This is a genomic window from Pantoea dispersa (assembly GCF_035783935.1).
In the GTDB taxonomy this organism is placed as follows: Bacteria; Pseudomonadota; Gammaproteobacteria; order Enterobacterales; family Enterobacteriaceae; genus Pantoea; species Pantoea dispersa_C.
Genome location: NZ_JALKOV010000004.1, coordinates 157640 through 170191 on the forward strand (window position 1 = coordinate 157640; position 12552 = coordinate 170191).

At 59.8% G+C, this 12552-nt stretch carries 13 protein-coding genes; 12 read left to right on the plus strand and 1 reads right to left on the minus strand.

All coding sequences use genetic code 11. The annotated features are described in order from the left end of the window. Window positions 1-13 precede the first annotated feature (13 nt). The 10 genes from folC to hisP all read left to right on the plus strand — a co-directional run bounded on the left by folC (window position 14) and on the right by hisP (window position 8423). Window positions 14-1282, plus strand: coding sequence for a bifunctional tetrahydrofolate synthase/dihydrofolate synthase (gene folC, locus MXF20_RS10095; RefSeq protein ID WP_325969131.1), 1269 nt, complete (start codon window positions 14-16; stop codon window positions 1280-1282). Then, window positions 1272-2021, plus strand: coding sequence for a cell division protein DedD (gene dedD, locus MXF20_RS10100; RefSeq protein ID WP_325969132.1), 750 nt, complete (start codon window positions 1272-1274; stop codon window positions 2019-2021). Before folC ends, dedD begins: the two co-directional genes overlap by 11 nt. A 98-nt stretch (window positions 2022-2119) precedes the next feature. Further along, on the plus strand, window positions 2120-2284 hold the full coding sequence (locus tag MXF20_RS10105) for a hypothetical protein (RefSeq protein ID WP_325969133.1): 165 nt from the start codon (window positions 2120-2122) through the stop codon (window positions 2282-2284). Continuing rightward, the gene (cvpA, locus tag MXF20_RS10110) at window positions 2271-2756 is read left to right on the plus strand and encodes a colicin V production protein (RefSeq protein WP_064739347.1); all 486 of its coding nucleotides are present in this window, start codon (window positions 2271-2273) and stop codon (window positions 2754-2756) included. The genes MXF20_RS10105 and cvpA overlap by 14 nt, the downstream gene beginning before the upstream one ends. A gap of 33 nt (window positions 2757-2789) precedes the next feature. After that, the gene (gene purF, locus MXF20_RS10115) at window positions 2790-4307 is read left to right on the plus strand and encodes an amidophosphoribosyltransferase (RefSeq protein ID WP_325969134.1); all 1518 of its coding nucleotides are present in this window, start codon (window positions 2790-2792) and stop codon (window positions 4305-4307) included. A 113-nt stretch (window positions 4308-4420) separates the two neighbouring features. Further along, complete coding sequence (locus MXF20_RS10120; RefSeq protein ID WP_325969135.1) at window positions 4421-4990, plus strand: UbiX family flavin prenyltransferase; 570 nt, start codon at window positions 4421-4423, stop codon at window positions 4988-4990. A 274-nt stretch (window positions 4991-5264) separates the two neighbouring features. Then, entirely contained in the window at window positions 5265-6047 is a 783-nt protein-coding gene (gene argT / locus MXF20_RS10125) for a lysine/arginine/ornithine ABC transporter substrate-binding protein ArgT (RefSeq protein ID WP_325969136.1), read from the plus strand. A gap of 194 nt (window positions 6048-6241) precedes the next feature. Continuing rightward, window positions 6242-6928 carry a histidine ABC transporter permease HisQ gene (locus MXF20_RS10130; protein WP_325969137.1) on the plus strand — a complete coding sequence of 229 codons (687 nt, stop codon included), beginning with the start codon at window positions 6242-6244 and terminating at the stop codon, window positions 6926-6928. After that, entirely contained in the window at window positions 6925-7641 is a 717-nt protein-coding gene (locus MXF20_RS10135; RefSeq protein WP_325969138.1) for an ABC transporter permease, read from the plus strand. Before MXF20_RS10130 ends, MXF20_RS10135 begins: the two co-directional genes overlap by 4 nt. 8 nt (window positions 7642-7649) lie before the next feature. Continuing rightward, window positions 7650-8423: a histidine ABC transporter ATP-binding protein HisP gene (gene hisP / locus MXF20_RS10140; RefSeq protein ID WP_325969140.1), complete on the plus strand. Its 774-nt coding sequence runs from the start codon at window positions 7650-7652 to the stop codon at window positions 8421-8423. Between the two features lie 102 nt (window positions 8424-8525). Here hisP and MXF20_RS10145 read toward each other — a convergent pair whose 3' ends face one another. Continuing rightward, entirely contained in the window at window positions 8526-9473 is a 948-nt protein-coding gene (locus tag MXF20_RS10145; RefSeq protein ID WP_325969141.1) for a sugar-binding transcriptional regulator, read from the minus strand. Window positions 9474-9669: 196 nt separating this feature from the next. On the opposite strand from MXF20_RS10145, the gene dalD reads away from it, so the two are divergent. Beyond that, the gene (dalD, locus tag MXF20_RS10150; protein WP_325969142.1) at window positions 9670-11052 is read left to right on the plus strand and encodes a D-arabinitol 4-dehydrogenase; all 1383 of its coding nucleotides are present in this window, start codon (window positions 9670-9672) and stop codon (window positions 11050-11052) included. A 12-nt stretch (window positions 11053-11064) separates the two neighbouring features. Then, window positions 11065-12534, plus strand: a complete 1470-nt coding sequence (gene xylB / locus MXF20_RS10155; protein WP_325969143.1) for a xylulokinase — start codon at window positions 11065-11067, stop codon at window positions 12532-12534. Window positions 12535-12552 lie beyond the last annotated feature (18 nt).

A 12552-nucleotide genomic window follows, 5' to 3' on the forward strand; every position in this document is an offset into this window, starting at 1 on the left:
GCTAACAGGGCACATGGACACTCTTCACCTCCCGCAAGCCACGTCGCCTCTGGCCACGTGGCTTCATTATCTTGAGCACCTGCATTCTCAGGCTATCGATCTGGGCCTGGACCGTATTCAGCGCGTCGCCGCCCGCCTCGACCTGCTCAAACCCGCTCCGTTTGTCTTCACCGTCGCCGGCACCAACGGCAAAGGCACCACCTGCCGTACGCTGGAAACCCTGCTGATGGCCGCAGGCTATCGCGTTGGCGTCTACAGCTCGCCGCATCTGGTGCGTTACACCGAACGCGTGCGCGTGCAGGGCGCTGAGCTGGATGAAGCCCGGCACAGCGCCAGCTTTGCCGCCATTGAGGCCGGACGCGGCGATGTCTCGCTGACCTATTTTGAGTTTGGCACGCTGTCCGCGCTTAATCTGTTCCGTGACGCGCAACTCGACGTGGTGATTCTCGAAGTGGGGCTGGGCGGCCGGCTGGATGCGACCAATATTGTCGACGCCGACGTGGCGGTGATCACCAGCATTGCGCTGGATCACACCGACTGGCTGGGGCCGGATCGCGCCAGTATCGGCCGCGAGAAGGCCGGCGTATTCCGCGGCGGTAAACCGGCGGTGGTCGGTGAAGCCGATATGCCCGACACCATTGCCCAGGTGGCTGCAGAGAAGGGCGCGCAGCTGTTACAGATTAACCGCGACTGGCAGTGGCAGCGCCAGGGCGACAGCTGGACGCTGCAGGATGCCCAGGGTGAACTGCGCGATCTGCCGCTGCCGCAGGTGCCGCTCCCTAACGCGGCCACCGCCATTGCGGCGCTGCGCGCTTCCGGCCTGACGGTGAGCGAGGCGCTGATTCGTCAGCATCTGCCGCTGGCGATTCTGCCGGGACGTTTTCAGACGGTCAGCAGCGCGCCGCGCGTGATCCTCGATGTGGCACACAATCCGCATGCGGCTTATTATCTGGCTTCACGTCTCGCTGAGCTGCCGGCACACGGCACGGTGCATGCGGTGGTCGGCATGCTGCACGACAAGGATATCGCCGGGACGCTGGCTGCGCTGGCACCGCAGGTCAACCGCTGGTACTGCGCGCCGCTCGACGGCCCGCGCGGCGCGTCCGCCGATGAACTGATGGCACATCTGCAGGGCGGCAGCGCCTGGCAGAGCGTTGAAGCCGCGTGGCAGGCGGCGCGGCAGCAGGCTCAGCCCGACGATGTGATTCTGGTGTGCGGCTCGTTCCACACCGTGGCGCAGGTAATGCAATCGATGGCAGCGGAGAACGGCAGTGGCAAGTAAGTTTCAGAATCGTTTAGTGGGCACGGTGATTCTGGTGGCGATTGGCGTCATCGTGTTGCCGGGTCTGCTGGACGGTAAGAAAAAGCATTATAAAGAGGAGTTCGCGGCGATTCCGCTGGTGCCAAAACCGGACGATCAGCAGGACAGCGAAATGGTGCCGCCGGTGACGCAGCCGTTACCGTCACAGCCGCCGGAAGGCGCGGGCGCAGCGCAGCAGGCACCTGCCAGCAGCGCAACGCAGAGCAGTGCCGCCAGCGGCAGCACGCAGCCAGCGCAAAACAGCCAGCCCAGCGTGGTGACGCCGCCGCCGGTGCATCAGCAGCAGAAGCCGGTTGAGCAGGTGAAGCCGAAGCCGGTCGAGCAGCCGAAGCCTAAACCGGTGGAGCAGCCGAAACTGAAGCCGGCAGAACAACCAAAAGCGACAGAGCAGCCGAAAGTAACAGAGCAGCCGAAAGCGGCGGAAACGCCGAAGCAGAGCGAGCCGGCCGCGCCTGCAGGACAGGCGTATGTGGTGCAGCTCGGCGCGCTGAAGAACGCCGCCAAAGTGAATGAGATCGTGGCGCAGCTGCGGCTCTCCGGCTATCGTGCCTTTACCGTGCCGTCGACGCCGGTGCAGGGGCAGATCACGCGCATTTACGTCGGGCCGGATGCGTCCAAAGCGAAACTGCAGGGCGCACTCGGCGAGCTGAAAGGCATCTCCGGCCTTGGCGGTGTCGTGAAGCCGTATAGCACACGCTGATCAACTGATAAGCCGCGCCAATAGCAGAAACAGGCGCGGCTTTTGACGTGTTTTTTAGCGAAGCGTTACTGAAAATTTATGGAATATCAGCAGGTTAAATGGCTGACACCCACAAGGGCGAGGAAAGTTTTTTCATCGCCCTTTTTCTCGGGACAGAACCGGAAAACCCTACGCAAACGTTTTCTTTTTCTGTTAGAATGCGCCCCGAACTGGATGCAGGGGTGCAAATGCACTGTACTGGAAGCGTTCATGATCTGGATTGATTACGTCATTATTGCGGTAGTTGGTTTTTCGGCTCTGGTCAGCCTGATTCGCGGGTTTGTCCGGGAAGCCTTATCTCTTGTTACCTGGGGATGCGCGTTTTTTGTCGCCAGTCATTACTACGCCTACCTTGCAGTCTGGTTTACAGGTTTTGACGACGAACTGGTTCGCAACGGCATCGCCATCGCGGTGTTATTCGTTGCCACCCTGATTGTGGGTGCCATCGTGAACTATGTGATCGGCTCGCTGGTTGAGAAAACCGGCTTGTCGGGAACCGACAGGGTGTTGGGGGTCTGTTTCGGGGCGTTGCGTGGCGTGCTGATTGTATCCGCCATGCTCTTCTTCCTTGATACATTCACCGGCTTTTCAAAAAGTCCGGACTGGCAACAGTCTCAACTCATTCCCCAGTTCAGTTACATCATCAGGTGGTTTTTCGATTACCTGAAAAGCACGTCGAGTTTTTTACCCCGGTAACACCGGGAGTGCGGCTAATGAGGAAATGACAACATGTGCGGTATTGTTGGTATCACCGGTTTTATGCCAGTAAACCAGTCGATCTATGACGCGTTAACGGTGCTGCAGCACCGCGGGCAGGATGCCGCCGGCATTTGTACCATCGATGCGCTGAATTGCTTCCGTCTGCGCAAGGCCAATGGCCTGGTCAGCGACGTGTTTGAAGCGCGCCACATGCAGCGTTTGCAGGGAAATATGGGTATCGGCCACGTGCGTTATCCGACTGCCGGCAGCTCCAGCGCCTCTGAAGCGCAGCCTTTCTACGTGAACTCGCCGTACGGCATCACGCTGGCTCACAACGGGAACCTGACCAACGCTCATGAACTGCGTAAGCAGCTGTTCGAAGTCGGTCGCCGTCACGTGAATACCACCTCAGATTCCGAAATCCTGCTCAACATCTTTGCTCAGGAGCTGGATCGCTTTCAGCACTATCCGCTGGAAGCTGACAACATTTTTGCTGCCGTGGCGGCGGTGCATCAGCAGGTGCGCGGCGCGTACGCCGTGGTGGCGATGATTATCGGTCACGGCATGGTCGCGTTCCGCGATCCTAACGGTATCCGTCCGCTGGTGCTGGGCAAGCGTGAAATGGCCGATGGCCGCACCGAATACATGGTCGCGTCGGAAAGCGTGGCGCTGGATACGCTCGGCTTCGAGTTTATCCGTGACGTCGCGCCAGGCGAAGCGGTGTACATCACCGAGCAGGGCCAGCTCTCAACGCGCCAGTGCGCAGAGAACCCGAAAAGCAATCCGTGCCTGTTCGAGTACGTCTACTTTGCGCGTCCGGACTCGTTCCTCGACAAGATCTCGGTCTATAGCGCACGCGTGCGCATGGGCACCAAGCTGGGCGAGAAAATTGCCCGCGAGTGGGAAGATCTTGATATCGACGTGGTGATCCCGATTCCGGAAACCTCGACCGATACCGCGCTGGAGATTGCCCGTATTCTGGATAAGCCGTACCGTCAGGGCTTTGTGAAAAACCGCTACGTCGGCCGTACCTTCATCATGCCGGGCCAGCAGCTGCGCCGCAGTGCGGTGCGCCGTAAGCTCAACGCCAACCGCGCCGAGTTCCGCGATAAAAACGTGCTGCTGGTGGATGACTCGATTGTACGCGGCACCACCTCTGAGCAGATCATCGAGATGGCACGTGAAGCGGGCGCGAAGCGCGTCTATCTGGCGTCGGCGGCACCGGAAATTCGCTTCCCGAACGTGTACGGTATCGATATGCCAAGCGCCACTGAGCTGATTGCGCACGGCCGTGAAGTGGAAGAGATCCGTCAGCTGATTAAAGCCGACGCGCTGATTTTCCAGGATCTGGAAGATTTGATCGACGCGGTGCGCGAAGAGAACCCGGATATCGCCCAGTTCGAATGCTCGGTGTTCAACGGCATCTACGTCACCAAAGATGTCGATCTGCAGTATCTGGAATACCTGCAGTCGCTGCGTAACGACGATGCCAAGGCGATTGCGCGTCAGAACGAAGTAGAGAACCTGGAACTGCATAACGAAGGTTAAGGTCAGTCACAGGCAGACCAGACAGGGCGGGCGCAATCCCGCCCTGTTTGTTTTTGTATTTATGCCGGCAGAGCGGCTATCATTGCCGCACTCTTTTGCAGCAGGGCTGAATTATGAAACGACTCATCATTGGTATTTCCGGCGCCAGCGGCGCGATCTACGGCGTGCGTATGCTACAGGTGCTGCAACCGTTAGCCGAAGTGGAAACCCATCTGGTGATGAGCCCGGCGGCGCGGCAAACCCTGGCGCTGGAGACCGATTACAGCGTGCGTGACGTGCAGGCGCTGGCCGATGTGGTGCACGATGTACGTGATATCGCCGCCAGCATTTCGTCCGGCTCGTTTAAAACCCTGGGGATGGCGATTCTGCCGTGTTCCATGAAGACCCTGTCCGGCATTGTGCACAGCTACAGCGACAGTCTGCTGACGCGCGCCGCTGACGTGGTGCTGAAAGAGCAGCGCCGGCTGGTGCTCTGCGTGCGGGAAACCCCGCTGCATCTCGGCCATCTGCGCATGATGACCACTGCCGCCGAGCTGGGTGCGCTGATCATGCCGCCGGTGCCGGCGTTTTATCATCGCCCGCAGCGCATTGAGGATCTGATCGATCAGACCGTCAATCGCGTGCTCGACCAGTTCGATGTTGAACTGCCGGAAGATTTGTTCACCCGCTGGCATGGCGCATGATGGTGCAGTGACGCACTGAACAGGTGCAAAAGCGCGGGGCCGATCACTGTTCGTGCATCTCGTGCACCAAAAGTTAACAAACTCACTTTTTCTTCCTCACACCGCTGTTATATTTCCCTCACAAACTAAGTGCTTGCGTCCCTGCCGGACGCGGTATTTAGTGCGCCTGCGCACAGTTTCGCCGATTTGCACAACTGGCATGAAACCTGCACAGCATTCAGCGCAAACACATCACGCACCACATAACAATAAGCACTTCACTTGAGGGTTACCTATGAAAAAGCGAGTTCTGGCTCTTTCTCTGATGCTGGCAATGTCCGGCGCTGCGAGCGTGTTCGCGGCGGTACCGCAGTCGCTGCGCATCGGGACCGATCCAACTTACCCGCCGTTTGAGTCCAAGAACGCGCAGGGCCAGCTGGTTGGCTTTGACATCGACCTGGCCAACGAGATCTGTAAGCGTATCAAGACCAAATGTACTTATGTGGAAAGTGATTTCGACGCGCTGATCCCGTCGCTGAAGGCGAAAAAGATCGACGCCATCATCTCTTCTCTCTCGATCACCGAGAAACGTCAGGAAGAGATCGCCTTCTCGGAAAAACTGTACGCGGCGAACGCGCGTTTAGTGGCACCGAAAGGGTCGAAACTGCAGCCGACCATTGAGTCGCTGAAGGGCAAAAACATCGGTCTACTGCAGGGCACCACGCAGGAAACCTACGCCAATGAATACTGGCGTCCGAAGGGCGTGACCGTCACGCCGTACGCTAACCAGGATCTGGTGTATCAGGACCTGAACGCCGGCCGTATTGATGCGGCGTTCCAGGATGAAGTACAGGCGAGCGAAGGCTTCCTGAAGCAGCCGGTCGGGAAAAACTACGCGTTCGCCGGTCCGGCGGTGAAAGATGACAAAATCTTTGGCGTCGGCACCGGTATGGGCCTGCGTAAAGACGATGCCGATCTGAAAGCTGCCATCGACAAAGCCTTCAACGAGATGCGCAAAGACGGTACCTACGACAAGATTGCGAAAAAGTATTTTGATTTCAACGTTTACGGCGATTAAGGCTCCTGTTCCTGAACGGGTAGGCTGAGTCACGGTAACGTGGGTCATAACTATTCACTCCGGGCGCTTACTTATGTAAACTCCCGGAGTTCATACGCTTGCCACCATCCTTCCGTGGTTCACATCCCTGGTCAGGACTGTCCGTGTGTTGTTGGACAGCGTTTGTTTATTTCCCTCACGACAGGATCGAACCCATGTTGTATGGCTATTCTGAAGTAATTCTCAAAGGCACGCTGGTGACCCTTGAGCTGGCGCTCAGCTCGGTGGTACTGGCCGTGGTGCTGGGCCTGATAGGTGCCGGCGCTAAACTCTCCCGCAGTCGCCCGCTGGCGATGATTTTTGAAGGCTACACCACGCTGATTCGTGGCGTGCCTGACCTGGTACTGATGCTGCTGATCTTCTACGGTCTGCAGATTGCCCTCAACGCCGTCACCGATGCGCTCGGCATGGCGCAGTTTGATATCGACCCGATGGTGGCCGGTATTATTACGCTCGGTTTTATCTACGGCGCCTACTTTACCGAAACCTTCCGTGGCGCGTTTCTCGCGGTGCCGAAAGGGCAGATTGAAGCGGCTACCGCCTTCGGCTTTACCGGATCGCAAACCTTCCGTCGCATTCTGTTCCCGGCGATGATGCGCTTTGCGCTGCCCGGCATCGGCAACAACTGGCAGGTGATTCTCAAAGCCACCGCGCTGGTGTCGCTGCTCGGCCTCGAAGACGTGGTGAAAGCCACCCAGCTGGCGGGCAAAAGTACCTGGCAACCGTTCTACTTCGCGATTGTCGCCGGGGTGATTTATCTGGTGTTTACCACGCTGTCCAACGGCGTGCTGTGGTGGCTTGAACGCCGCTACTCGGTAGGGGTGAAAAGGGCAGAGTTATGATCGAGATTATTCAGGAATACTGGAAACAACTGCTCTGGACCGACGGTTACCGTTTTACCGGCGTGGCCATTACGCTGTGGCTGCTGATTCTGTCAGTGGTGATTGGTGGCTGTCTCGCCGTGCTGCTGGCTATCGCGCGCGTTTCGCCTAATCGTTATATCTCCACGCCGGTATGGCTGTTTACCTATGTGTTTCGCGGCACGCCGTTGTATGTGCAGCTGCTGGTGTTCTATTCCGGCATGTACACGCTGGAGGTGGTGAAAGGCTCCGAGCTGCTGAACGCCTTCTTCCGCAGCGGCCTGAACTGTACGCTGCTGGCGTTCACGCTGAACACCTGCGCTTACACCACCGAAATTTTTGCCGGTGCCATTCGCGCCGTACCGCACGGTGAAATCGAAGCCGCGCGCGCTTACGGCTTCTCGCCGTTTAAGCTGTACCGCTGCATTATTTTGCCGTCGGCGCTGCGCACCGCGCTGCCCGCCTACAGCAATGAAGTGATCCTGATGCTGCACTCCACCGCGCTGGCCTTTACCGCCACCGTGCCGGATCTGCTCAAAATCGCGCGCGATATCAACTCGGCTACCTATCAGCCGTTCACCGCGTTTGGCATCGCTGCGGTGCTGTATCTGATTATCTCTTACGTGCTGATTAGCCTGTTCCGCCTCGCGGAGCGCCGCTTCCTCGCGCACGTGAAACCCTCTTCGTCGCACTGAGTATCACTATGGCTGAAAATAAATTAAGCGTTACCGAACTGCATAAGCGTTACGGTGAACATGAAGTTCTGAAAGGCGTGTCACTGCAGGCCAATGCCGGCGATGTGATCAGCATTATTGGCTCGTCCGGTTCCGGGAAAAGTACCTTTTTACGCTGCATTAACTTCCTTGAAAAGCCGAGCGAAGGCACCATCGCAGTCAATAACGAGACCATTAATCTGGTGCGCGACACCGACGGCCAGCTGAAAGTGGCTAACAAGGAGCAGCTGCGTTCGCTGCGCACCCGGCTGACCATGGTGTTCCAGCACTTCAATTTGTGGAGCCACATGACGGTGCTGGATAACGTCACCGAAGCACCGATTCAGGTGCTGGGGCTGAGCAAAGCCGAAGCGCGCGAGCGGGCCATCAAGTACCTCGATAAAGTCGGCATTGATGCGCGCGCACGCGCCAAATACCCGGTGCATCTGTCGGGTGGCCAGCAGCAGCGCGTTTCCATTGCCCGCGCGCTGGCGATGGAGCCAGAAGTGTTGCTGTTTGACGAACCGACCTCGGCGCTCGATCCGGAACTGGTAGGCGAAGTGCTGCGTATCATGCAGAAGCTGGCCGAAGAGGGCAAAACCATGGTGGTAGTGACGCACGAGATGGAGTTCGCCCGTCACGTATCCAACCACGTGATTTTCCTGCATCAGGGCAAGATCGAAGAGCAGGGCGCGCCAGACGAACTGTTCGGCAACCCGAAAAGCCCGCGCCTGCAGCAGTTTTTAAAGGGATCGTTGAAATAGGCTTCTGAACCGTAGCGGCGCAATCTATTGCGCGTTTCCGGCGATGTGGCGGTCTAAACCGCGCGATACATCGCGCCGAGACGAATCACAGAAGTTTTTTTATCAATCACTCAGCAGTTTCAGCGCGGTGTCTTCATCCGTCACCAGCCCGGAGATCCAGCCGCCGTGCAGCGCGGCCTGAATCGCTGCGTATTTGCGCGCGCTGCCGGCAAAGCCGATGATATTGCGCTGCGTCTGGCTCTCCAGCAGCACGCTGGTCAGCAGCTCATCGGTTTCGCCGTACACCCGTTCACCCTGCTGATTGAAAAAATGGCCCAGCATCTCGCCCACCACGCCGCGCGCGTTAAGCGCTGCGACCTGCGCATCGGTGATAAAGCCTTCGGCATTGAGCGGGCAGCCCGGCATCACTTCGCCAATGCCGACAAACGCCACGTTCGCCTGCAGCGCACGCTGGGTGACGCGCTGGTACACCTGATGCTGCACCCACATCGTTTTATCCTGCGGCGTGTCAGCATACAGCGGCGCCGGAATGAAGAAATACTTGCCCTGCATCTTCTCCGCCATTTTCAACGGTACGTCGTAGCGGGTCCCGGAATCGTCGCGTGCAATCGCGCCAATCATCGATACGCACTGATGCTGGGGCCGTTCAACCCACGGCAGTGCATCAATCATCGAGCGCAGCGTTTTACCGGAACCGATGCCAAAAACCTGTGGTGCCTCTTCGTTAATAAACTGCGCCATCACCGCCGCGCCCTCGACGGCCAGCATTTGCTGAATCGCCTCATCATCCAGCCCGGCTGACGGCACCACGCGGCACAGCGTCAGGCCAAATTTCTGCTCGATTTCGCGTGCCAGATGCAGGCAGTGAGTGACCGGATGATCAATCTTCACGCTGACCATGCCCATTTCGCGCGCGCTGGAGACCAGCCGCTGCGCCACCTGCCGCGATAAGCCCAGCGTGCGCGCAATCTCCTGCTGCGTCACGCCCGCCACGTAATACATCCAGGCTGCCCGGGCCGCCAGCTCCTGCTTTTTCTCTTCTCTGCTCATCGCGTTGTTCCGTCAAAAACCGATGCGTCAGTTTATCGCGTCTTGCCCCTGAAGCGTTAACTGAGCAAAAGCCCTAAAAAAGAGCAAAAGTATTAAATGTGATGGATCTCGCAGAACGATCGCCCCGGCGACGACTATGCTACGCCTCATCGGGCAAATGCCCTCCATTGTGGCAAATGTTTATTTCGAGGCGACTATGACGACGAAATCAGTGTGGATGCATATTGGCGCAGGCTCCTTTCACCGCGCACACCAGGCGTGGTATCTGCACCAGCTGCGCCAGCAGGGCGATGACAGCTGGAGCATCGCGCTCGGTAACATCCGTAGCGATGCGGTAGCGCTGCTCGACCAGCTGCAGGCGCAAAACGGCGAGTACGTGCTGGAAACCGTGACGCCGGAGGGCGAACGCGCCTATGAAACCATTACTTCGCTGCGCACCATCCTGCCGTGGGACGCGGATCTCAGCGCGCTGGTGGCGCAGGGGGCCAGCGCTGAGACAAAAGTGATCGGTTTTACCGTGACCGAAGCCGGTTACTACCTGACGCCGGCGCATGAACTCGATCTCAGCCAGGCGGATATTCAGGCCGATCTCCGTGGTGAGGCGCGCACTATTTACGGCGCGCTGACACGCATTCTGCGCCAGCGGATGGCCAGCGGCGATGCGCCGGTCACGCTGCTCAACTGCGACAACCTGCGCCACAACGGCGAACGTTTCTGCCACGGCATGCTGGCGTTTCTCGCCGCGCAGGGCGACCGCGCGCTGGCCAGCTGGGTGCGAGATAACACCACTTCGCCCAACACCATGGTGGATCGCATCACGCCGCGCCCCACGCCGGATGTCGCCGAACGCGTCAAAGCGGCCACCGGCAAAGCCGATGGCGCGGCGGTGATGGCGGAATCGTTCATCCAGTGGGTGATTGAGGATGATTTTATCGCCGGACGCCCGGCGCTGGAAAAAGTGGGCGTGGAACTGGTGGCGTCAGTGCTGCCGTGGGAAGAGGCGAAAATCCGCATTCTCAATGCCACGCACGCGGCGATTGCCTGGGCCGGCACGCTCACCGGCCATGACTACATTGATGACAGCACGCGTCAGCCTGCGATTTATCAGCTGGCGTATGACTACATCACGCAGGACGTGATTCCGTCGCTGTCGCCCAGCCCGCTGGATCTGGCGGATTACCGCGATGTGGTGCTGGCGCGCTTTAGCAATCCCTACATCAAAGATACCAATCAGCGCGTCGGTGCCGACGGGCTATCGAAAATCCCCGGCATGGTGACGCCGACGCTGCGCGAGTGCTATCAGCGCGGCGCAGAACCGACCGCCACCGCCGTGCTGCCGGCGCTGTTCTATCTGTTCCTGCAACGCTGGGCCAGCCAGCAGCTGCCGTATGCGTATCAGGATGGCGTACTGAATGCTGACGCGCTGCGCCAGCAGCTGAGCGGCGAGAATGCGCTGCAGACCTTCCTCAGCGACCGCGCGCTGTTTGCCGAACTGGCCGATGACCGCGCTTTTCATGCGCTGGTGACGCGCAGCGTAGACGCCATCGGGCAGCAATTGCTGCAGCCGGTAACGGTGTAAGGAGCGTACATCATGTATCTCGGCATTGATATTGGCACCTCTGAACTCAAAGCGCTGATCGTTAACCCGCAGGGCGAAATCGTGGCGTCGAATCACGCCACGCTCAGCGTGCAGCGCCCGCATCCGCACTGGGCGGAGCAGGAGCCCGAGCGCTGGTGGCAGGCGTGTGGTCAGGCGATTGCCGGGCTGCGCCAGCAGGCACCGGACGCGTGGGCCGCGATTCGCGCCATCGGTCTCTCCGGTCAGATGCACGGCGCCGTGCTGCTGGATGCCGCCGGTGAGGTGCTGCGGCCATGCATTCTGTGGAACGACACGCGCAGTGCGGCGCAGTGTGAGGCGCTGCGTCAGCAACATCCGCAGATGATGGCGATCGCCGCCAACCTGATCATGCCCGGCTTTACCGCGCCAAAGCTGCGCTGGGTGGCGGAACATGAGCCCGAAATCTTCCGCCGCATCGACAAGGTGCTGCTGCCGAAGGATTACCTGCGCTGGCGTCTGACCGGGCGCTTTGTCAGCGAGCCGTCGGATGCCGCCGGGACGCTGTGGCTGGATGTGGCGCAGCGCGACTGGTCTGACGCACTGCTGGCGATCAGCGGGCTGACGCGCGCGCAGATGCCCGAACTGGTTGAGGGCAGCGCGGTCAGCGCTACGCTGCGCGCCGATCTGGCCAGCGAATGGGGCTTAGCCGCCACGGTGAGAGTGGCCGGCGGTGGCGGCGACAATGCCGCGTCGGCGGTGGGCGTCGGCGCGGTCAATGCGGGTGATGCCTTTATCTCGCTCGGCACCTCTGGCGTGATTTTTGTGGTTAACGATCGGCTGCGCGCCGATCCGCAATCCGGCGTGCACGCCTTCTGCCATGCGCTGCCGGGACGCTGGCATCAGATGAGCGTGATGCTCAGCGCCGCCAGCTGCCTGCGCTGGCTGTGCAATCTGCTGTCGGTCACCGAAAGCCAGCTGATGGACGAAATGGCCCAGCTCAGCGCGGAGCAACTGCGTCAGGCGCCGCTGTTTCTGCCATATCTCTCTGGTGAACGCACGCCGCACAACGATCCGCAGGCGACCGGGGCATTTTTCCATCTGCGTCACGAAACGCCGCGCGCGCTGCTCGGCTACGCGGTAATAGAGGGCGTGGCGTTTGGCCTGGCGGATGGCCTGGCGGTGCTGGGCGATACGCAGCAGCAGATTCAGCAGTGCAGCCTGACCGGCGGCGGCGCGCGCAGCACGCTGTGGGCGCAGCTGATTGCCGATGTGCTGCAGCTGCCGATAGTGACCCATCCGGCCAGCGCCTCCGGTGCGCTGGGTGCGGCACGGCTGGCGTGGCTGGCCGACGGCGGCAGTGAGGCAGACGTGTGCCTGAAGCCGCCGGTGCAGGCGCGCTATCAGCCCGATGCGGCGCGCGGGGCCGTGCTGCAGCAGCGGCTGCGCCTGTTCCGTGAACTCTATGTACAACAACAGCAGGCGCGCGCGTTGCTGCCTGCCTGATCGGATTAGCGAACGGAA